Here is a 20463-nt window from a genome sequence, read left to right on the forward strand (position 1 = left end):
AAGCGCGGGAGTCAAGCGCTGGGCTTACTTCACGCGCGGAATTCCTTCCACGGTTCCGCCGCGAACGACGGCATTGAGCGCGTCGTAGATGCGCGGCTCGAGCAGACGCCCCGCCTGCGTGCGCAGGTAATCGAGGGTCGTGTCGGCGGTCATCGGCTCCCGATAGGCACGTTGCGAGGTGAGGGCGTCGAACGCGTCGGCCGCCGTGAGAATCCGCCCGCCGATCGTGATGTCGTCGGCGGCGCGCCCAAACGGGTAGCCACTGCCATCCCAGTGCTCGTGGTGGTCGCGGATGAACAGGAGCGCGTCGCCAAGGTGGTGGAGCGGCGAGAGGATGTCGAGACCGATCCGTACATGATCCTTGACGTGCGCGAACTCCTCATGCGTGAGGGGGCCCGGCTTGTTGAGGACCACTTCACGGATCCCGATCTTGCCCACGTCGTGCAGCCGCCCGGCGGTGTGGATGCCGTCCACGGTGGCTGTTTCGAGCTCGAGGTGCGTGGCGATGGCGGCGGCGATCTCCGCCACCCGCTGCGAGTGCCCGCGCAAGTAGACGTCCTTCGCTTCCATCGCGTTGATGAGTGTCTCGGCCACGCTCACGGTCATCAGGCGGAGTGCCCCCTTCTCGCGCTCGAGCTGCACGGTGCGCAGGGCCACCTCCTCGCGAATGAGCCGGTCGACTGCGCGTCGTTCGACAGTGCGCACCCGGCGCATCATGGCCCGCTCCACGGCGGCCTGTAGGTCGGGGAGTTCGACGGGCTTGGTGAGGTAGTCGAACGCCCCGCTGGAGAGCGCCTCGGTGGCGCTGGCGGCATCATTGACCGCGGTCAGCATGATGATGCCGAGATCCTCGTCGATCGAGAGGGCGCGCGGTACGACGTCGAGGCCGGTGATGCCGGGCATCCGAAGATCGCAGAGCATCAACGAGAAGCGGTGCTGGCCGAGCATCTCGAGCGCCGCCGCTCCGGAGTCGGCCACTTCCACTTCGAACCCGCGCGTGCGCAGAAAACGACTCAGCGCCAGCCGGATCGTGGACTCGTCGTCGACGACCAGAATGCGGCGCAGGGAATCCTGTGCCAGCGCGGCACCGGCGGCTTCGATCGCTACGATCGGATCGTGTCCCGGAAGGCTGGTCATGGTCGCTCGGAAGGCACGGCGGGGAGAGTGATGGTGACGGTCGATCCCACGTCGGGCTCGGACTCGACGCCGATCGTTCCGCCGTGTGCGTGAATGATACCGTAGCTGACGCTGAGGCCGAGCCCCGTGCCGACGCCGGCCGGTTTGGTGGTGTAGAACGGCTCGAAGATGCGTCGGCGCACATCGGCTGTCATGCCGACACCCGTGTCGACCGCGGTAATGGTGACGTGGTCGCCGTCGTGCGTGGTCCGGATGACCAGCCGTCGCTCGTCCCGCCCGGCCATCGCATGTTCGGCGTTGCCGATCAGGTTGAGGAGGACTTGCTGCAGCTTCTGCGAGTCGCCTCCGATGCGTGGCGCGGTGGGATCGAGCTGCAGATCAACCTTCACGCCGGCGCTGCGCAGCGGGTATGCCCGGAGCCGGACGGTCTGCTCGATCACCTCGTTGATATCCACCGGACCCGCCCCACGCTCGGTCTTGCGGGCGAACAGCAGCAGATCCTTGATCACAGTTTTGGCGCGGTCACTTTCCTGCTTGATCAGTTGCACCGATTCCCGTTGGTCGTCCCCAAGCTCTTCCTCGAGCAGGATCTGCGCGAAGGCGGAAATCCCCGTGAGCGGATTGTTGATCTCGTGCGCGACGCCAGCCACGAGTTCGCCTAGGGCGACCATCTTTTCGGTATGTCGCAGCTGCTCTTCGAGACGTCGGTCCTGACTGACGTTGCGTACGCTGACCACCTGTCCGAGCAGCTCGCCGTCGTGTCCGGTGAGCGGGCTGATCGTGACGGCGGCGGGAAATTCACTGCCATCGCGTCGGCGGTGCACGTCGTGCGACAGGCGCACGCCTGATTCAAGCAAGCCATCGGCCTCGCGCATGCCTTCGCGGGCATCTTGTCCGGAAACGAGTTGCTCGAACTGCATTTCCATGAGCTCCACCTGCGTCCACTCGTATTCGCGTGCGGCGGCTGGGTTGGCATAGCGCACACCCACGCGATCGAGAATGAAAATCGGGTGGTCGATCGTGGTGATCGCGGTGGCGAGCAGATGCTCGCGCTCGCGGGCGAGGCGCTCTTCCTCGTCGAGCAGCAGGGCGTCGAGGGCGAGAGCGAGCGAGGCGGACAGCCGTTCCAGGGTGATGCGATCGCGCTGTCGAAGCGGCGCGGAACGCGGGGCCGTCACCAGCAACACGCCGAGGCTGCGTTCGCGCGAGGCGAGCGGCACCGCCAGCGCCCATTCGTCGGGAAGGGAGTCGGCCACGCTAGCGGGGGCGACGTCGCGAAGGCTGGCCAGTTCGGCGGGACGGCCATCAGGTGCCACGTCCTGTACGCCCCGCGAGCCAGCCGGCCGTTGTCCCTTGAAGACGTCCAGCGTGCCACTGGTCGCGATGTATTCGATGTGTCCATCTCGCGCGCGGGCCACGCCGATCGCCTTGCCGATCGAGGGGACAAAGCGGTCGAGCACCTGCAGCAATTCCGTTGCGCCGTCGGCCAGCGAGACGGCCTGCAGCGTGACTCTCGCCAACTCCGCAGCGCCTTCGGCGCGTTGGCGCTGGAAATCCTGCAGCGCGAACAGCCGTGCGGTTTCGACGGCGGTCCCGGCGTGACGCGCCATGATGGTCAGCAGGTCGAGATCCTGCAGCACAAAGGCGTCGCGTTTGGCGCCGAGCAACCGGATTACGCCGGCGCTGCGCTGACCGAAGCGAACGGCGGCGCAGAGTTCCATCGTACTGCGCGCGACATCGGCGCCCGCTGTGAGATGTGACGCAACGCGCGGGATGCCGGTCAGTGCTGTTGACGTGGCGAGTTGAGCATCCGTGAGGGTGACCGGGTCGGTGGAAATGACCCGGCCAGCCTCCATGTGCAGCACGCGCTGCAGCCCTTCGGCGCCGAAGGCGAGGACATCGATCACGTCACACGGTATCACGAGATGCACGGCTTCGGCGATCTCTTTTGGTAGACTTTCTTCGCTTGTGAGCTGGGTAAGCTGCTGCTGGGCGCGCGCCAGCAGTGCGAAGCGGTCGGCGCGTCGTTCGAGCTCGCCCAACTGCAGCGTGTTGCGGAACGCGAGCGAGACCTGCGTGGCCAGGTTGGACAGCAGCTCGCGCTCATCGTCGTCAAAATGTCGCGTGCCGAGATAGCGGATGGCGAGCACGCCCTGAGCCCGCTCTTCGAGCACCAAGGGCAGCAGGGCGAGGGAATAGACGCCCGCTTCGACGAGGGCCTGACCGATGTCGTCGAGGTTGGACTCGGCTCTCAAGTCCTCGACGAATATCGGGGTGGAGTTGAGCACCACGTCGCCCAGTCGGGTGCGCCAGAAGGCGGATTCGAGACGGGTGCGCGGGAAGCTGGCGACACCCCACTGGTGCTCGAAGCGCGCCGTCCTGAGCTGTGGATCGGCCGCATAGACCGCGAAGCCGTGGGCGCGCAGTTCCCCGCCAAGGATTTCGGCCAGTCCGCGATAGAGCGCGTCGGGCGTGGTGGCATCGGCGAGCGAGCGGGCCGTCTTGACGAGAACGGCATTCCCGCGGGCGGCGCGGGCGGCGTCCTCGGCGCGAGCGCGGGCATCGCTGGCCGCCGCCTCGGCCTGTCGCACCAGCGCGCTGCTTCGCATGACCATCGCGCCGTGGGCTGCCACGTGCTCGAGCAACGCGAGGTCGGCGTCGTTGAATGCGCCGTGGCGGGTGTCGATGCAGGCGAGCAGGCCGACGACGTGACCCGAGAGGAGGATCGGTGCGAGCGCCAGCTGCTGGACGTCGAGCGGATGCCGCGGGTGCGGGTCGACTCGGAGATCGCTCTGCCGGTCGCTGGTGGACTGGGGACGCTTCGTCTCAACGACGTCCCGGAAGACCGAGGGGGCCTCGGCGATCGGAAAGGTCGCCCCGCTGGAGAGCTCGGTAGCACCCGTGGGGGCCGTGACGCAGAAGCTTTCGCCGGCGATCTCGAGTACGCAGGCACCGGACGCTTCGACGAGTTCGCGAGCGGTTTCGGCCAGGCGCACATACAGCTCAGGGGTGCTCAGCGCGCTGTTGGCGAGGTCGTGCACGAGCTGCGTAAGCCGCTCGGGAATACGTTGTGGCGCCATGTCACGTGGCAGCGCGGGCGGCGAGAACGGTGGGGGAGTCCACAGCGGGCATACGCCATCGTATGCGCCAGCGCGTCGGTCTACACCACAGCGTACCACGAATCTTCGGCGTCGGCAATCAGCAGATCACGAACGACGCCGAAGCGTTCTCCCTCACCTTTGACTCAGATGGGACGACGGGCGTCCGCGGCGGCGCGGTCGATCTCGGCGCGGTGCATGTCGTAGTCGGGCAGCCGGGTGGCGAGTTCCGGCTCGAGGGCCTTGAGCAAGCGCTGTTCGAACGCCTTGGCGGCTGCGTTGTCACCGGTCATCCGGGCCGCGCGGGCGGCGAGGAGCAGGCCGAGCAGGTTGTTGGGCGTGGCCTTGAGGATGGTATCGGCCTGCGCCGTGGCGACGACGGGCGCGTTGGTTACTTCGGCAATGCGGCCGAAGTGATAGCGCTCGTCGGTGGTGGGCCCTTCGAGCATTTCGTGCGACGCCATGGCCATCGGTGCAAAGAAAGAGACCGAGTCGACCTTGCCGCCCTCGGCGTACTCCATGATGCGCGTGTACAGCCGGTTGGCGCGTTCGCTGGGCGAGAGGTTGGCGATGTTCGGTGGCGCGCCGCCACCACCTCCCTGAGCGAAGGGTGCGGCACTGGCGCCGTCAACTGCCTGTGTCGGCAGCGAGTTGGCCGACCCGTCGATGCCCGAACCCTTGGCGGCGCCGAAGTTCTTGCCCGCGACCATGGCGACGAGGGCCAGCAGGGCCACAAACGCAACACCCCAGGGCAGGATCGACGCGGCTCCACCGGAGGCGGCCGGCGTGCGGGTGAGGGGCATTCCCTGGCCGAACGGGGTGCCACAGCGATGACAAAAGCGCGCGCCGGCGGAGAGCGCCGCGCCACAGGCCGAGCAGAAACCCGAGCCGGCGGAAGGGGCCGAGCCCCCGGAAGGATTCGATGAGGTCATGAGCCTTGAAAAATACTACAATACGGCACGCCTGTACTCCTCCTTTCTTGCCGAATTGTGCCGATTCAGAGTCGTTCTCTCGTTCCGCCTGCCCTGACGGGCGCCACCGCCACCGATATCCTCGAGTTGGCGGAGGCGCACCAAGTGCGCTTTCTGCGGCTGCAATTCACGGATATCCTGGGCGTCATCAAAAACGTCGAGATTCCGTCGTCGCAGTTCAGGAAGGCGCTGCAGGGCGACATCATGTTCGACGGATCGAGCATCGAAGGTTTCGTGCGGGTCGAGGAGTCGGACATGCTGCTCGCTCCCGATCTCACCACCTTTCAGATCTTTCCGTGGGGAGATCCGGCGGCGCGGGTAGGCCGCGTGATCTGCGATGTGAACCGACCGGACGGCACCGCGTTCGAAGGCGATCCGCGCTGGGTGCTGAAGCGCCAGGTGGCGCGGGCGGCCGAGCTGGGCTTCGTGATGAACGCCGGCATGGAGGCGGAGTTCTTCTTGTTCAAGCCCACGGCTGATGGCCGACCGGCGACTGACACGCACGATGTGGGCGGGTACTTCGATCTGGCACCGATGGATCTCGGTGAAGATGCGCGTCGCGCGATCGTGGATGCGCTGGAGCAGATGGGTTTCGAGGTGGAAGCGGCGCATCATGAAGTCGCGCACGGGCAACATGAGATCGATTTCCGGTACGCCGACGCGCTGCGCACGGCCGACAACATCGCCACGTTCCGCTTCGTGGTGAAGCAGGTGGCGCGTCAGTTCGGCTTGATTGCGTCGTTCATGCCGAAGCCGGTGTTCGGACAGAACGGCAGCGGCATGCACACGCACCAGTCACTGTTTACCGCGGGCCAGAATGCGTTCTGGGATCCGCAGCGCGAGTGGGCATTGAGCCTGACGGCGCTGCACTACATCGGCGGGCTGCTGAAGCATGCGCGCGCGTTGTGCGCGGTGACGAATCCGCTGGTGAACTCCTATAAGCGCCTCGTCCCGGGTTTCGAAGCGCCGGTGAACGTGGCGTGGAGCATGCGCAATCGCTCGCCGATGATTCGCGTACCGGAACGACGTGGCATGGGCACGCGACTGGAGCTGCGGACTCCGGATCCGAGTGCCAACCCGTATCTTGCCCTCACGGCGATGCTGGCCGCCGGCTTGGACGGTATCGAGACGCGCGCGGACTGGCGCGAGCCGGTGAACACGAACATCTGGGAGATGTCGTTCCGCGAGCGTCGTCGGCTGCGCGTGGACGATCTCCCGCAGGATCTCAGTGAAGCGTGCGATGAGTTGGAGAAGAACGACGTCATGCGGGAAGCGCTGGGCGAGCACATCACGGAGCAGTTCCTGGCCGCGAAGCGTTCCGAGTGGCGCGAATACAATCAGCAGGTGAGCGCGTGGGAGCTCGAACGCTACCTCGCGAAGTACTGAGCGATGGACTGATGTTTTCTTTCGGGAGAGGTTGATGAGTGTTCGTTCGTTGTTCGCGCGGGCCGATGAGGTGCTGGCGCAGCGGTATCCGTTCGTGCTGCCGGCGCTGGGTTACGCGGCGAAGGCGCTCGAGCCGGCGATCGATGCGCAGACCATGACGATTCACCACGATCGTCATCATGCGGCGTACGTGACGAATCTGAACAAGGCACTGGACGCGTTTCCCGACTTGCATCAGTACACGCTGGGCGAGCTGCTGATGGGAATGCGCAAGTGGCCGGCGGCGGCGCAGGCGGCGATCCGCAACAACGGTGGCGGCCATGCCAATCACGCGTTGTACTGGGGCTTGCTGGCGCCCGGCAGCGCCACCTCGACGGCGCCGAGCGGTCCGTTGGGCGAGATGCTCGCGCGCGATTTCGCGACGCTCGATGCGTGCAAGGCGGCGCTCAAGGCCGCCGGACTCGCGCAGTTCGGCTCGGGGTGGGCGTGGCTGGTGAAGACGGCCACGAGCCGGCTCGCGGTGCGGGGGCTGCCGAACCAGGACTCACCGTTGCTGGACGGCGAGCTGCCGATCGTCGGTCTCGACGTGTGGGAGCACGCGTACTACTTGAAGTATCAGAACCGTCGGGCCGACTATCTCGATGCGGTGCTGGCGCGCATCAACTGGGATGTGGCGGGGGCGCAGTTGCAGCGATAACCCCCGTTCCTCGAGACTTTTACTCAAGACCCGAAGCTCACGTGAGTGTCGGGTTTTGAGTTCAAGTCTCGAGTTTTGCGTAACGGATCAGCCGCCGCCGAAACCGAACCGCCGGCCACTTTCGCCGAGCGTGCCGAAGCGCTGATTGACGACCGTGTTGTAGATCGAGCCGAAGGTGTAACCGACACCGACGAACATGTTGTAGCGGAAGTTCGTCTGCAGCTGCTGGCGCTGCGTCAGAATATCACGCTCCGATCGTGCGTTGCCGGCGATGTAAATCTGATCGCGTACACGCGACGCCGATCCACGGAAGTTCAGCGAGAAGCCGCGGCCGAGTCGCAGGTCGACGAAACCGGACAGGGTGAGCAGGTTGCGTTGCGGATCGTGGAGATAGTGTGACCCCTCGAGCGAGAGATTCGTGTTGCCCCACTTCTGACGCTGGGTGGTCGCGATCAGCAGCGACTGATTGCCGCGCGTTTCACGATCCTGACCAAACACCGTGGTGTTGTAATACTGATAGTGGTTGAGTCCCAGCGTGTAGAGGAGCGTGAGCTGACGTCTCGTTGCCTCGGTCCACGGAAAGATGTTGTACTCGATGGCGGGAGCGAGCCGCATGGAAACCTTCTGATTCAGCACCTCGCTGAAGCCGCCGGAGATCTTGAGGCCGGCGGTGAGATGACCGGTCAGCGTCTTGCCGATGAGCGCATTCGTGGACGCGGCACGCTGCAGCACAATGACCGACACGGTGTCGCGAAGATCAGGATTGTCGGTGTCGGTCACGAACACCTTGAAATCCCGCTCGTTGTAACTACCACTCGCGCCCAAGTTGATCTTCCAGTCGGCCGTCGTGCGAGCCGCCGACAGCGAGGTCGAGAGGTTGGTGGAGCGCACGAGCTGCTCGCCGTTGGCGGAGAGATTCCCGTCGATGCGGTAGAGCCAGAAATTCCAGCGATCCTTCACGTTTCGCGGATTGATCTGCTGCGGCGCCGATCCGCTGGCGAGCGACAGGCGCAGTCGGCTGGCGATCGGGGTGCGGGCGATAAACGGCGCGAGCCCGAGCTGGAAGGTGCGTACCAGTTCGCGGCGAACGCGATCGTCGGCGTCATTGGGCAAGGTGTTGACGACGAGGGTGTCGACCTTGCCGCTGAACGCCTTCTGGCCGAGGAAGTTGATGGTCAGCTCACGTCCCCCGTTGCCGGCGTTCAGACTCGTGATGAGCAGATGTACGTCGCTGTCGAAGCGGTCGCGCACCCAATTCACGAAGCCGAGTTCCTGAACGAAGAAGTCCCGGTCGCATCCGCGAACGCCGCCTTGGCAGTCGAGATAGACGCGGAGCGACGACTTGAGGATCGTGTCGGCCTGGGCGGCAGTCGACGGCGCGGTTGCGGCGGGGCGCGTCGGCGTCTGGGCGGCGACCGTAACAGGGGCGATGGAGGCGCCGAGGGCGAGGAGCCAGTATATCGAGAAGGAACGCATTGAAGGGCGACGTCAGGGACGAAAGGGAGTACAGAAACGGGGCGGCGTCGCGATGCGACGTCGCCCCGTGCTATAGACGCGAACGCGATACAAAAGGTTGAACGCAGTCGAGAGGTTGGCGTTCCAACGAGTGGGAACCTTGGAGGTTCTTACTAGGCTACAATTGTAACATGTGGATTTTTCGACGTTTTGCGTGCCGGTGATGTTCAATCCGCAGCCGGTGGTGCTTGCTGGGCGGGTCGTGCGGCTCGAACCCCTTGGACCAGAGCATGCGTCTGGACTACTGCTGGCGGGGCATCACGAGGAGTTGTGGCGGGTCACGGTGCAGCCGCCGCTGGTGTCGACGGACGCGGTCGCGCACTACCTGGCGCAGGCGGCCGAGCAGGCCGTGCGAGGCGACGAGGTGCCGTTCGCCATTGTGTCGTGCGAGACGGGCGCGGTGATCGGGTCGACGCGCTGGATGGATATCTCCCGTGCGCATCGGCGCGTGGAAATAGGCGGCACCTGGTTGGCGCCGGCCGCGCAGCGCACGCTGGCGAACACGGAGGCGAAGTACCTGCAGCTGGTGCAGCTATTCGAGGTGCTGGGCGCGGTGCGCGTGCAGTTCAAGACCGACCTGCGGAACACCCAATCGCAGCGGGCACTCGAGAAGCTCGGCGCGATCCGAGAAGGCGTGCTGCGGCGGCACATGGTGCTGCGCGACGGCTACGTGCGCGACAGTGTGTACTACGGCATCACGGACGTGGACTGGCTGGACGTGAAGCGGCGGCTCCTCGAGCGGCTGGCGGCGGGCGAACGGCGATGGTGAAGCGGATGGCGACAAGCAACAGCGGGAACACGGAGCTGACGGATATCACAGAGGTCGCAGATGAGCCAACCGCGCTGTTTGTTTATCTGTGATGTCAGCGGAATCCGTCAGCTCCGTGTTCCCGCTGTTCCCTTTCGCTGGTGCTGTTGAAGTTGCTGTCGAATTTGTAGCTGCCGTCGCCTTGGTGTCCGTGTGTCACTGTCACTCTCTCGCGTACGCGTCATGAAACGAACGATTATTGCAACATTTGCGGCTGCTCTGCTAGCGATCGCCGTTCCTTCCATGGTGCGGGGGCAGGTCCCTCGCGCGTTTGCCGTGCCGGAGGCGGCGGCATTGCTGCCGTGGTCGCAGCAGATCGCGATTCGCGAAGACTGGCTGACCAAGCGGCATGCGCTGCTGTTGCCGATGATGCGGCGCCACAAGATCGGGATGTGGATCGTGGTGAACGAGGAATTCCACGATGATCCGCTGTCGCAGTACGTCGCCCCGCCGCGCCCCTACACGGGCAATCGCGACTTCTTCGTATTCGTCGACGGCGGCGAGCAGAGGCTCAAGAAGTTCGCGATCACGGCGTACACCGAGGAGAATTTGGCGCGTTTCTTCGATGCGCCGTTCACCGAGCCACGCCCGCCGGCCACCACGCTCCGCGATCTGTATCAGCAATACAAGCCGGCCACGGTGGGACTTGGCATTCGCGGACGGCGCGGGCAGACGCGTTCGCTCGGTTACGACGCGTATCGCTTCCTGGCCGAAACGCTTGGCGAGGACGCCGAGAAGACCTTCGTGAGCGCCAGTGACCTGATCGAGGAGTATCTCGACACGCGGCTGCCGGAGGAGACGGAGCACTACCGCACGGCGGTGTCCGTGACGGAAGCGATCGTGAAGCGGGCGCTGTCGAATGCGGTGATCACGCCGAATCGCACCACGGTGGGCGACGTGCGTCGCGCCCTGTTCGACATGCTCGGAGCGGCCGGTGTACGCACGTGGTTCCAGCCCGACCTGCGTGTGCAGCGGACGGGCGACGACATCGCGACCTCGCGGGGATTCCTGGCCGTCGCGCCCGAAAGCACGGTGATCCGACACGGCGACGTCGTGCACGTGGACTTCGGCATCAGCTACATGGGATTCGATACCGACTGGCAGAAGATGGCGTACGTGCTGCAGCCGGGCGAGCGTGATGTGCCGGAGAGCTTCAAGCGGGCGATGGCGAACACGAACACGCTGCAGGATGCCGTCATGTTGCGTCACGCGCGGCCAGGCGCCACGGGCGGATCGGTGTTCACGAACACGATGGCGGAAATGAAACAGCGCGGCATCGAAGCCATGGTGTACTCACATCCCATCGGCACGCAGGGGCATGGGCTCGGGGCGTCGATCGACTTCCGCAGTCCGCTGCGCAGCGATACCACGGCACAGAATTCTCGGTTGCGATTGGGCTCGTACATCTCCATTGAACTCAACACCGCGACGCCGATTCCTGAGTGGGGCGGTAAAAAGCTGTTCGTGATGATGGAGGACGACGCCTTCCTGACGGAGCAGGGCTTTCGCTTCTTCCGGCCGCGCCAGGAGTCTTACTATCTTAACAAGGCGTGGGCCAGCGCGATGTCGCGCGCCCCGACAACGATCCTCAATAGGCGTAGCCGAAGATGATATTCATCTCGTCGCTGGAGAGCAGGCCGAAGCCGATGGTGCGGTCGGTGACGTTGTTGAAGGTGACCACCGAAATGAGCGCATCGCCGGGCTGTAGCACGATCGGCGTGTCGAAATTCGTGAATGCCGGATGCTCCCAATCGGTGTTCACATACACCGCGGTTTCGGTGGCGTCGGCCCGGCGCACGCGAATTTCGTAGCGCTCGCCCATCGAGTGCATGTGCGACGTCAGGCCCAGCACGGTCGTGCGCACCGACATCGGAAAGACGGTGCGAACGGTCGTGCGCTGCTTCGGTGGCAGCGAGAAGCTGGTGTTGGCGAGATTGAGCGTGCGGGCCACGGTCTGTACTTGCGACCGATCGGCCGTGTAGAGATTGGCGAACGCCTCGCCCGGCAGATCGATCGGCGCGCGATTTACGTAGTGCACGTTGAAGTCGAGCGACGTGTTCGCCGGCAAGCGCAGCGCCACACCGGGCGGAAAGCGGTAATCGAACTCCTGTGTCATCGCGCCCGCGAAGTACACGTGACACGCCATCGGCAGCATGTTGACGATGTTCATCGATCCGTCGGTATTGCGGATGTCACGTACCGCGTCGGCCGACGGCCGCAAATTGCAGGGGAACGACGTGCGGCTTTCGTCGAACGTATAGAGCAGGAGATGATGGCTGCCCGGGCGCATCCGTGACTGGATCCGTGTCACGTAGAGGTCGCTGGTGTTGCCGACGCGGCGGTACACGAACAGCTCGCGCTCCGAGCCGGGGGACACGGCGAAGCTGTCCACCTTGAGCTGGAGCCCTGCCGCCGTCGGGGCACCGAGCGGGGTGAAGCTCGCCGACTGCAATCGAACGTCGGCGAGCACCGCCGTGTCGACCACGTGTCCGCTTCGCGGCGCGCCGACCTCGATCCACCGACGTACGTATTCGAGCTGTCCGGCGGTGACGCCCTTGGTGGTGCCCATCGGCATTAGCTGGCCGTAGTCACGGCTATGGTGGCCGGGAATCCAGGACAGCTTGTGATACAGCAGCGAACTATCGGCCCGAAACGGCTTGACGCGGGCAACGCCGTCGGCCCGTGCGATCTGTTGGATCGCGCCAACGCCAACCAGTTGCTGGTACGCGGAATCGCTCGTGAGCACGAGCTGGGACTGCCGCGCGTTCGCATCGCCGGTGCGATGACAGGAGACGCATGATTTATCGAGAATGTCGCGCTGGATCCTGGAAAACGTGCCGTCTGCCGCCGCGCTGGCGGTGGACTCGTTCGACGCCGCGTCTCCTCCGCATGCGCCGACAACGCCCAATAGCATCGAGAGCGCGACGCGACGAAGTGGCACCAGCAGCTTACGAGATCTTTCGGGCTTCATCGTTCTCCGTGTGCCGAGCGGCGAGCCAATCGGTGAGCACCGACAACGTAGGTGGATGGGAGGCTGGTGGCTAGCGCGCGGTGGGCCGTGTCCGGTCCTCGAGGAATGTGCTAACATCCGCCATGACCTCACGTCGCGATTTTCTGCGGGTTTCGGGTGGTTGCGTGGCCCACGTGCTGCTTTCGTCGGCCTGTGCGTCGTCGCGCACCCGCCAGCGTTGGACTGCACCGCAGCAACCGGTGGTCGTTACCACGCCTTTCGCGCATCTCGACGCGATTGGGCCCGATACGTGGGCCGTGATCTCCACCCCGCTCGGCGGCGATCGCACCACGTTCGGCAATGGCGGCATCATCGCCGGGCGCGCCGGGGTGATCGCGGTGGAAGGCTTCTATCGGCCCGCCGGTGCTACGTGGCTGGCCGAGCGGGCGCGGGAGCTCACGGGGCGATGGCCCACGCACGTGGTACTCACGCACTATCATCTCGATCATGCCGGCGGCGTGCAGGGATACGCCCGCGACGGCAGCGCGGCGCCGGTGCTGCGATCGACGGGCACGACGCGCACCCTCGCGCTTGGTGGCGGCCCGGTCGCACCGTCAAAGGATGCGGCGCTCGAGCGGGCGTTCGCCGACGTCGTCATCGTGGATGCCACGCGCACGAGCCGGATCGATCTCGGCAATCGCGTGGTGGAGTTGGTGCCGATGCGCGGACACACCGCGAGTGATTTGGCACTTGTCGATGAGGACGCCGGAATCACGTTCGCCGGCGATCTGCTGTGGAATGGCATGTTCCCGAACTTCGTAGACGCGACGCCGTCTCAGCTGATCGCGTCGATGACGCGGCTGTCCTCGCGGTCCACGCGTGCCTTCGTGCCGGGCCACGGCGGTATGGCCAATCGCGTGAGTGTGATGCGCTATCTGGATTTACTGGGTGACCTCGGCGCGCACGCCGGCCGTGAGCGCGCGGCAGGTCGGACGGCGGTCGAGGCGGCAGCGAGTTACCGCGTGCCCGCGTCGCTTGGCGAATGGATGGCGAGCAAGGCGGGGCTGGAGCGGGCGATGACCGCCTGGTGGCGCGACCCAAGCTGAGCACGCTCCAGGGCGGAGCGGCTGCTCGGTGCGGGCGACTATGCGGTACCGTCGGGAATTCCACTACAGCTACGCTGCACTCCGTAGCCAAGTTTCTAACCTGTGATCCAGGGTCTCGTTCGCCTCGTGCTCGTCGCGTTACTGGTGACGCGCGGATTGGTACAGCCGTGCCGCCTCGACGCACAACTCGCTCCCTCGACGCCGTTCGGCGAAGCGTTGCGGCGCATCGTGGCGTCGAATCGGCACGCCGCCCAGCGCTGGCCGCAGCTGAGCGACGTGACGGTCGATCTCCGCACCGCGTACACGGCCAACGGCTGGACGCCACTGTGGACTCAAGGCGGACGTCCGACATCGTCGGCGCTTGCGACGATCGCCCAGTTGAATCGGATCGATGCGCGCGGGCTCGACCCGTCCGACTACGATGTCGAACGGCTGAGCGAGCTGGTGCGCACGCTCGTCGCTGGCGCGGCATTTTCAACCGAAGCGGCGGCGGTCGAGTTCGACGTGATGGTGAGCACGGCGGCTCTGCGTTCGTTGCGCTCCCTGCAGTACGGTCGGGTGTCGGCGCGCGTCGCGCATGCCGACCTGCGGTTTGCGCACGAGCCCTGGGATGCTGTTGCGGCCTTGCGTGAATTGGCCACCTCGGCCGACGCGGCCCAACAGTTCGCCGCGGCTGAGCCACCGTATCAGCACTATCGGCTGCTGGTGGACGCGCTCGCGCGCTATCGCGCCCTGGCCACCGACACGGTACAGCTGCGGCTCGCGCTGCAGGACACGATGCGCAAGCGGGGCTCACCGGAGAGTATGAGCACGCTGCAGCGACGACTCGAGGCGCGCGTCGTGCAGATCACGACGACACTGGAACGCTGGCGATGGCTGCCGCACCGATTCGCGGTGCCGCCGATCATCGTCAACATTCCGGCCTTCGAACTGTTCGCCTTCCGTTCCGCCAACGAGCGCGATGTGTTGCGCATGAACGTGGTGGTCGGCAAGGCGTACAATCACAAGACGCCCGTATTCAGCGGCGCCGTGCAGTATCTGATCTTCTCTCCCTACTGGGATGTACCGCCGAGCATCACCCGCAAGGAAGTGCTACCGAAGGCGAGGAAGAACATCGACTACCTCACTCGCAACGAGTTCGAAATTGTCGGTTCGAATGAACAGGTAATGGCGACGACGTATGCGGCACTCGACGCGGTGTCGGCAGGCCGCGCGCGCATTCGTCAGCGTCCGGGTGCGCAGAATGCTCTGGGCGGCGTGAAGTTCATTTTTCCGAACGAATTCAACGTGTACATGCACGACACGCCGGCGCAGGCGTTGTTCGGCGAGGTGCGGCGCGACTTCAGCCACGGCTGCATCCGGCTCTCGCGACCGGCCGAGCTGGCAGCGCTGCTCCTGCGCGACCAGGCGGGGTGGGATTCGACGCACATTGCAGCGGACATGCATCGCACGACACCACTGCAGGTCCGGCTCACGGCACCGGTTCCGGTGCACATGGTCTACGCCACGGTCGTCGCCCGGGACGATGGTTCGGTGGCCTTTCACAATGACATCTACGGACACGACCGGCGACTGCGATCGTTGCTCAAGGACGGCTATCCGTATCCGGCACCGGATCGCCGCCCCTGAGTCGTCACGGTTGGATCTTTGCGCGTCGCTTCATCAACGCTTCGATCTCATCCATCTCACGCGGCACCAGCGAAATGCGCTCGAGTCCTTTGCCGGTAATGATGTAGTCGTCTTCGATACGCACGCCGGTGTTCTGATACTTGAGCACCGTATTGCGCACCTTCGCAATGAAGGCACGGTTCTTCGGCGTGTCGGGCAATACGTCGAGCGCCTTGGTACTCACGTAGATGCCGGGCTCGATGGTGAACGCATCACCGACAGCAAACTTCGCGTCGGGTCCGTTCTCCTGCATGGGATCGTGCACGGCCAGTCCGATGCCGTGCGTGATGCCGTGAATCATCCACAGGTTAGACTGTCGGCACTGCGCCGGACTCGTCGCGCAGTTCACGTTCCAAGGCGGATCGAACAGCGCGTCGACACTCTCCACGAGTCCGAGCGCGGCCAGGCCACGAGCGCGCAGGGCCACCGAAGAATCCGCAGCGGCGCGCACACTCATGCCGGGCTTGGAGAATCGCTCGGCCACGTCCTGCGCATCGCGCACCAGCTTGTACAACTGGCGCTGCTCAGGGGTGTAGGTGCCACTCACCGGAATCGTGCGGGTGATGTCTGCTGCGTAGCCGCGATACTCGGCCGCGGCGTCCATGACCACGAGGTCGCCGGGTTTCGCCGGGTCGCCGGCTTTCATGTAGTGCAGCGTGGTCCCATTGATGCCGGCGCCGACGATCGATCCGTAGGCCGGACGCTCGGCTCCGCGTCGGGTGAATTCATACTCGAGCGCGGCGCGCAGCTCGTATTCCCGCGTCGGATTCGCCGTGAGCATCGCGGCACGATGTCCTTCGGCGCTGATCTCGGCGGCCTGTCGAATGAGCGCCATCTCGGCGTCAGACTTCTTGGCGCGCACTTGGAGCACGAACGGCATGCCGTTCCGCACCGCCAGGGCGGGGAAGCGCTTGGCGAGTCCCTTCAGGGCTTCCTGGCCACGTGTGAGGGTGTCGTTGCGCGCGAAGTCCATCGTTTCCACATCAGGGACGTGGTAGAACGGCATTCCGGTAGCGGCGAGCGAATCGAGATACGCCGGCAGCGCTGCGGACGAGCGACCCGGCATGCCGTAGGTCGCCATGCTGCTGGTGGAATCGACCCGCACGCCGTAGTAGAACGCGGTGCGGGCGTCGAGCGGCGTGAGAAACAGCGTGCTCTGCGGGCGCTTGTTGCGCACCACCATGACGAGCGCGGCGTCGGGCTCGTTGAGCTCGGTGAGATACCGGAAGGCCGGCAGCTGATAAAACGTGCTGAAGTCGTGGACCAGCGCGCGTCCGCCGAAGGCGATCAGGACGCCGCTGTCGATTCGGGCGGCGACGGCGTCACGCCGGGCCGCGGTCTCCTGCGGAGTAATCGCGGCGTTCGGCTGGGCGAACAGGGTGGCCGGCGTGAGCGCGACGAGCGCGGCGGCCAACTGGCTGAGGGGAGTACGCATGGCTTGAAAAGGCCGACGATGGCTCTGGCCGTCAAGGCGTGGGCCCAGCCCTAACCGTACGGCACGACCTCTGCAGTAGAGATGGCCATACCTTTCAAGGGAGCTCCTATGCGTGCCACACTCGTGCTCGGCATTCTGTTGGTTCTGGCCGGCGGATACATTCTCGTCCAAGGGTTCAGCGTCACGACCAATCGTGAAGTGCTGGACGTAGGTCCGCTACAGGCATCGGTGAGCGAGAAGAAGGCGGTGCCGACGTGGGTTGGTGGTGTCGGTGTGGCGGCTGGACTCGTGCTGATCATTGCCGGAGCCGGAGCGGGAAAGAAACTGCGCGCCTAGGGCGCATCGAGGAGCCAAATGCAAACGAGATCGTCGTGGAGCCGTGTTACGGTCGGTATGCTGGGCTTCCTGCTCGCGACGGCCTCGTTCGCGCCGCGCGATCTCGCGGCGCAGCCATCGTTGGTCGTGCTGGTGCGCCACGGTGAGAAGTCGACCGAGGGTGGCAGCGATCCGTCGCTGAGTGAGGCCGGGAAGGCGCGCGCGCAGGCGCTGGCTGACGCCATGGCCATGACCACGCCGAACGCGATCATCGTGACGTCGCTCAAGCGCACGGCGGAAACGGCGGCCGTAGTCTCCGCGAAGACGGGCGTCGCCCTCACAGTCATCACCATCAGCGGCGGCGCCAAGCACATCGCCGACGTGGCGGCCGCGGTGCGCAAGGCGACCGGCGTGGTGCTCGTGGTCGGTCACAGCAACACAGTGCCGGCGATCGTGACCGCGCTCGGTGGGCCCAAGCTGCCGGATCTTTGCGACTCGAGCTATGCCTCGATGTTCGTGCTCACGCCCGGCACTGACGGAAAGTCGGCGCAGGTCGTGCTGTCGCAATACGGCGCCGCGGATGCGAACGGCGGATGCCGATAGGGAAGCTGTTGGTGGGGAATGTGTGTGGGGCGGGGGGAAGCGGGGCTTCCGGATGGGCGGGGGTTAGAGGGCGTTGCGGATGTCGCCTAAGCGGTCGCGGGCGGCCTTCACTTTGACGCCCGACCGTAAGACGACCGTGGGGTCGTTGGGCTCGGCTTGCTCGATGGATTGAATGGCGCTGAGGCGCACGAGGGCCGAGCGGTGCACGCGTAGGAAGCCGGCGGATTGCAGGCGTGCCTCCATGCGGTGCATGCGCTCGCGGATCAGCCAGGCCCGCTTGGTGGTGTGGAGCCAGAGGTTGTAGCCGTCGGCTTGCACCCATTCGATCTCACGAATCGGCACGACGTGTACGCTGCCATGCTCGGGGACGAGGATGCGATCGTCGTGGTCGGTCGCGCCGATGGCGCGACGGACGCGATCAACGGCATCGGCGAGTCGGGCGCGGCGCACCGGCTTGAGCACGAAGTCGACCACATCGGCGCCGTAGGCCTCGAGCGCGAAGTGTGGGTGCGCGCTCACGAACACCACACGAACGCCCGGGGCGGCTTCGCGAAGCGCGCGGGCCACGGCGAGGCCGTCACGCTCGGGCATGGCGACATCGGTGAAGCAGGCATCGGGTTGTAAGGCGGCGCAGCGCGCGATGGCGCTCTCGCCATTCGTGCAGATGGCGACCACGTCGCAGTCGAGTCGCTGCAACTCGGCGGCGAGTGAGGCGGCGGCGATGGGCTCGTCGTCGGCAACGACGATACGGAGCGCCCTCATGTCACGTCGGCGTGCACGGCGATCGGCAGCCTGAGTTCGACGCGCGTGCCTCCCGGTCGTTCGGTCATGGTCAGCATGGCGCGGTCGCCGTACAACAGCGCGAGTCGCCGGCGCAGCGTCGAAAGTCCAATCCCGAGTCCGCCGAACGGTTCAGGCGTGGGCGCCGATGTGTGGTCCGAACCATCGGCGTCGACGACCAATGTGAGGGCCTGCGCGGTGCGCGATGCGGACAGGGTCAGTGTGCCGGGCGCGACGCGCTGCGCGATGCCGTGACGAATGGCGTTCTCGACGAGCGGTTGCCATGTCAGCGCCGGCAACTGCGTGGTACGCGCGTCAGGCTGAATCTGCCATGCAATGCGGAGTCGTGCGCCGAGCCGAACTTGTTCGATGGCAAGGTACCGCTCCACGATCTCTCGCTCGGCGTCGAACGACACGGTGTCACCGGATTCGGTGAGCGCGAAGCGCAGCAGCTCGCCGAGATCGGCGGCGACATCGGCGGCGCGTTCGCCGTTGCCTGATCGCGCGAGACCGGTCACGGTATTCAGTGCGTTCAACAGAAAGTGCGGCTGCAGTCGCGTGCGCAACGCATCGAGCTCAGCGCGCACGGCATGCGCGGCAAGCACGGCTTCACGATCGGCCGCGCGCTCGCGTTGGCGTCGCGCGCTTGTCCAGCTGCCCACCAACGACATGAGTCCGGCAGTGACGGCGTGCGTGGGCAACACGCCGAGGGCGACGATGATCCAGTTCGAGGTGCTGCTGTAGGGCGTGCTGGGATGCAGCAGCAGGATCGCAATCGTCGCGTGCGTCGCAGTGGCAACGATCGTGAGCAGTCCGAGTCCGCCGAGTGCGCCCGCCTCGGAGTCGGTGAGTGACCACCGATTCGCGATACGCGGACCGATGACCACCCACACGAGTACCGTTGCCGCTTGCCACTGGAGGGCGATGCCGCCCGGTGTGCTGATGCCGAGGAGTTCGAGCGCCTGCGCGAACGGCGTGAGTCCGCCGATGCCGCAGAGTACGGCGGTCAGCCACAGCCAGCGGCGCGACGGGCGCGCGCTGACGGCAGGGCCGGATGCGGTGTCACCGGAATGCGCGGAGTGCATTGGCGAAAGCTGTGGTGCGGCGCGTACGATGCGCTACTTCACCGGTGCCTTGACAAGCTGAACATCGAATGGCGTGCCGACAGATGTCATGCGCAGGATCCGGTACGGCGTGGCGCGCGTGATGTGCAGCAACAGGCTGGATGAGCCGGTGGTCAGTTCGGCGCGCCAACTGTCGAAGGTGCCGGCGGGAACGGTGACCGTGTCGGCGCCCAGCACACGAACGCGATACGTCACGACGGTTGCCTTGCCGCTGGTGAAAACTGGAAACCGAATGTCGAGCGCCTCGCGCCACCGCAGCGCGGTCAGCAGCGGTGTCACGGCGTTGTCGTCGACGACCGCGGGTGCCACCTCGGTATCGATGGCCAGCGCGCCTGCGGGGCCATTGCTCGGCGTGTCAGCGGTGCCGCGCACGCGTCCATTGGCAAAGTCGAGCGCGATGGTCATGGGTCGGCCGGACATCACACCACGCTGTCGCAAGGTGGTCTCCTCGAGCGCCGCGTTGAGGACGATGCTCGATGATTGCTGCACCATGGTGCCGATCGCGATGGCGTCCTGCAGTTCCCAGCCGGTCGCGGTGGGCCGCATGCCGATGCGCTGCCCACCACGCGGGGTGCCCTGGATGAGGACCACGAAGGAGTCGGACTGCGCGCGGAGCTGGGCACGGTCAATGTGGTCGCGCAGGGCGGACACGGGCGGGGCCGCGGGCGCCGCGGGCGGTGTGGATTGGCCGGTCGCGGTGACCGGGATCGCGGCCAGCAGGGCAATGACGTGATGGATGCGGCGCATGGGGACTCGGGGAGCTCGGGATGGCGTGGGGGCTCGGATGCACGCAGCGTACGCCGAGAGGGCCTCCGGGTGTGGGGGAATGCAACGAAAAACCGGACCACGGCAGCGAACGGGGGATTCCGA

General features: G+C 65.6%; 17 protein-coding genes. 8 read left to right on the plus strand and 9 right to left on the minus strand.

Going from position 1 to position 20463, the window contains the following annotated elements:
- Positions 1-24 precede the first annotated feature (24 nt).
- The 3 genes from RMP10_RS19500 to RMP10_RS19510 all read right to left on the minus strand — a co-directional run bounded on the left by RMP10_RS19500 (position 25) and on the right by RMP10_RS19510 (position 5167).
- Positions 25-1137 carry an HD domain-containing phosphohydrolase gene (locus RMP10_RS19500; protein WP_310571764.1) on the minus strand — a complete coding sequence of 371 codons (1113 nt, stop codon included), beginning with the start codon at positions 1135-1137 and terminating at the stop codon, positions 25-27.
- Positions 1134-4217 (minus strand): GAF domain-containing protein, encoded by a 3084-nt coding sequence (locus RMP10_RS19505; RefSeq protein ID WP_310571765.1) that lies wholly within the window; start codon positions 4215-4217, stop codon positions 1134-1136. The genes RMP10_RS19500 and RMP10_RS19505 overlap by 4 nt, the downstream gene beginning before the upstream one ends.
- Positions 4218-4381: 164 nt before the next feature.
- Positions 4382-5167, minus strand: a complete 786-nt coding sequence (locus tag RMP10_RS19510; protein WP_310571766.1) for a zinc-ribbon domain-containing protein — start codon at positions 5165-5167, stop codon at positions 4382-4384.
- 57 nt (positions 5168-5224) lie between these two features.
- Here RMP10_RS19510 and glnA point away from each other — a divergent pair, with 57 nt between their 5' ends.
- Both glnA and RMP10_RS19520 read left to right on the plus strand, forming a co-directional pair.
- A complete protein-coding gene (glnA, locus tag RMP10_RS19515; protein ID WP_309669887.1) occupies positions 5225-6592 on the plus strand; it encodes a type I glutamate--ammonia ligase in 1368 nt (455 codons plus the stop codon).
- A gap of 34 nt (positions 6593-6626) precedes the next feature.
- Positions 6627-7289 (plus strand): superoxide dismutase, encoded by a 663-nt coding sequence (locus tag RMP10_RS19520; protein ID WP_310571767.1) that lies wholly within the window; start codon positions 6627-6629, stop codon positions 7287-7289.
- Between the two features lie 87 nt (positions 7290-7376).
- Here the strand turns inward: RMP10_RS19520 and RMP10_RS19525 are convergent, their stop codons facing one another.
- Positions 7377-8765, minus strand: a complete 1389-nt coding sequence (locus tag RMP10_RS19525; RefSeq protein WP_310571768.1) for a hypothetical protein — start codon at positions 8763-8765, stop codon at positions 7377-7379.
- 172 nt (positions 8766-8937) lie between these two features.
- Here RMP10_RS19525 and RMP10_RS19530 point away from each other — a divergent pair, with 172 nt between their 5' ends.
- Positions 8938-9573, plus strand: coding sequence for a GNAT family protein (locus tag RMP10_RS19530; protein ID WP_310571769.1), 636 nt, complete (start codon positions 8938-8940; stop codon positions 9571-9573).
- A 222-nt stretch (positions 9574-9795) separates the two neighbouring features.
- On the plus strand, positions 9796-11223 hold the full coding sequence (locus RMP10_RS19535; RefSeq protein WP_310571770.1) for a M24 family metallopeptidase: 1428 nt from the start codon (positions 9796-9798) through the stop codon (positions 11221-11223).
- On the opposite strand, the gene RMP10_RS19540 is transcribed toward RMP10_RS19535, so the two are convergent.
- Complete coding sequence (locus RMP10_RS19540) at positions 11201-12553, minus strand: hypothetical protein (RefSeq protein WP_310571771.1); 1353 nt, start codon at positions 12551-12553, stop codon at positions 11201-11203. The two genes, RMP10_RS19535 and RMP10_RS19540, sit on opposite strands and share 23 nt — an antisense overlap.
- Positions 12554-12705: 152 nt before the next feature.
- Between RMP10_RS19540 and RMP10_RS19545 the strand changes: the two genes are divergently transcribed.
- Together RMP10_RS19545 and RMP10_RS19550 are read left to right on the plus strand one after the other, a co-directional pair.
- On the plus strand, positions 12706-13668 hold the full coding sequence (locus RMP10_RS19545) for an MBL fold metallo-hydrolase (protein ID WP_310571772.1): 963 nt from the start codon (positions 12706-12708) through the stop codon (positions 13666-13668).
- 102 nt (positions 13669-13770) lie between these two features.
- A complete protein-coding gene (locus RMP10_RS19550) occupies positions 13771-15297 on the plus strand; it encodes a L,D-transpeptidase family protein (RefSeq protein ID WP_310571773.1) in 1527 nt (508 codons plus the stop codon).
- A gap of 4 nt (positions 15298-15301) precedes the next feature.
- On the opposite strand, the gene RMP10_RS19555 is transcribed toward RMP10_RS19550, so the two are convergent.
- Positions 15302-16771, minus strand: a complete 1470-nt coding sequence (locus tag RMP10_RS19555) for an aminopeptidase P N-terminal domain-containing protein (protein WP_310571774.1) — start codon at positions 16769-16771, stop codon at positions 15302-15304.
- Positions 16772-16879: 108 nt separating this feature from the next.
- Between RMP10_RS19555 and RMP10_RS19560 the strand changes: the two genes are divergently transcribed.
- A complete protein-coding gene (locus RMP10_RS19560; RefSeq protein ID WP_171226054.1) occupies positions 16880-17107 on the plus strand; it encodes a hypothetical protein in 228 nt (75 codons plus the stop codon).
- Between the two features lie 18 nt (positions 17108-17125).
- Positions 17126-17689: a histidine phosphatase family protein gene (locus RMP10_RS19565; RefSeq protein ID WP_310571775.1), complete on the plus strand. Its 564-nt coding sequence runs from the start codon at positions 17126-17128 to the stop codon at positions 17687-17689.
- A 63-nt stretch (positions 17690-17752) separates the two neighbouring features.
- On the opposite strand, the gene RMP10_RS19570 is transcribed toward RMP10_RS19565, so the two are convergent.
- From RMP10_RS19570 to RMP10_RS19580, 3 genes are read right to left on the minus strand one after another with little or no spacing between them, the layout of a single operon-like run.
- Positions 17753-18451, minus strand: a complete 699-nt coding sequence (locus RMP10_RS19570; protein WP_310571776.1) for a LytTR family DNA-binding domain-containing protein — start codon at positions 18449-18451, stop codon at positions 17753-17755.
- A complete protein-coding gene (locus tag RMP10_RS19575) occupies positions 18448-19554 on the minus strand; it encodes a histidine kinase (RefSeq protein ID WP_310571777.1) in 1107 nt (368 codons plus the stop codon). The genes RMP10_RS19570 and RMP10_RS19575 overlap by 4 nt, the downstream gene beginning before the upstream one ends.
- A gap of 33 nt (positions 19555-19587) precedes the next feature.
- Positions 19588-20340, minus strand: coding sequence for a hypothetical protein (locus RMP10_RS19580; protein WP_310571778.1), 753 nt, complete (start codon positions 20338-20340; stop codon positions 19588-19590).
- Positions 20341-20463 lie beyond the last annotated feature (123 nt).

Source organism: Gemmatimonas sp. (assembly GCF_031426495.1).
Taxonomy (GTDB): Bacteria; Gemmatimonadota; Gemmatimonadetes; order Gemmatimonadales; family Gemmatimonadaceae; genus Gemmatimonas.

What these genes read in the sequence shown, in the direction of transcription:
- RMP10_RS19500 (WP_310571764.1), bottom strand. Translation starts at nt 1,137, where the DNA reads ATGACCAGCCTTCCGGGACACGATCCGATCGTAGCGATCGAAGCCGCC.
- RMP10_RS19505 (WP_310571765.1), bottom strand. Translation starts at nt 4,217, where the DNA reads ATGGCGCCACAACGTATTCCCGAGCGGCTTACGCAGCTCGTGCACGAC.
- RMP10_RS19510 (WP_310571766.1), bottom strand. Translation starts at nt 5,167, where the DNA reads ATGACCTCATCGAATCCTTCCGGGGGCTCGGCCCCTTCCGCCGGCTCG.
- RMP10_RS19520 (WP_310571767.1), top strand. Translation starts at nt 6,627, where the DNA reads ATGAGTGTTCGTTCGTTGTTCGCGCGGGCCGATGAGGTGCTGGCGCAG.
- RMP10_RS19525 (WP_310571768.1), bottom strand. Translation starts at nt 8,765, where the DNA reads ATGCGTTCCTTCTCGATATACTGGCTCCTCGCCCTCGGCGCCTCCATC.
- RMP10_RS19535 (WP_310571770.1), top strand. Translation starts at nt 9,796, where the DNA reads ATGAAACGAACGATTATTGCAACATTTGCGGCTGCTCTGCTAGCGATC.
- RMP10_RS19545 (WP_310571772.1), top strand. Translation starts at nt 12,706, where the DNA reads ATGACCTCACGTCGCGATTTTCTGCGGGTTTCGGGTGGTTGCGTGGCC.
- RMP10_RS19555 (WP_310571774.1), bottom strand. Translation starts at nt 16,771, where the DNA reads ATGCGTACTCCCCTCAGCCAGTTGGCCGCCGCGCTCGTCGCGCTCACG.
- RMP10_RS19560 (WP_171226054.1), top strand. Translation starts at nt 16,880, where the DNA reads ATGCGTGCCACACTCGTGCTCGGCATTCTGTTGGTTCTGGCCGGCGGA.
- RMP10_RS19565 (WP_310571775.1), top strand. Translation starts at nt 17,126, where the DNA reads ATGCAAACGAGATCGTCGTGGAGCCGTGTTACGGTCGGTATGCTGGGC.
- RMP10_RS19570 (WP_310571776.1), bottom strand. Translation starts at nt 18,451, where the DNA reads ATGAGGGCGCTCCGTATCGTCGTTGCCGACGACGAGCCCATCGCCGCC.
- RMP10_RS19575 (WP_310571777.1), bottom strand. Translation starts at nt 19,554, where the DNA reads ATGCACTCCGCGCATTCCGGTGACACCGCATCCGGCCCTGCCGTCAGC.
- RMP10_RS19580 (WP_310571778.1), bottom strand. Translation starts at nt 20,340, where the DNA reads ATGCGCCGCATCCATCACGTCATTGCCCTGCTGGCCGCGATCCCGGTC.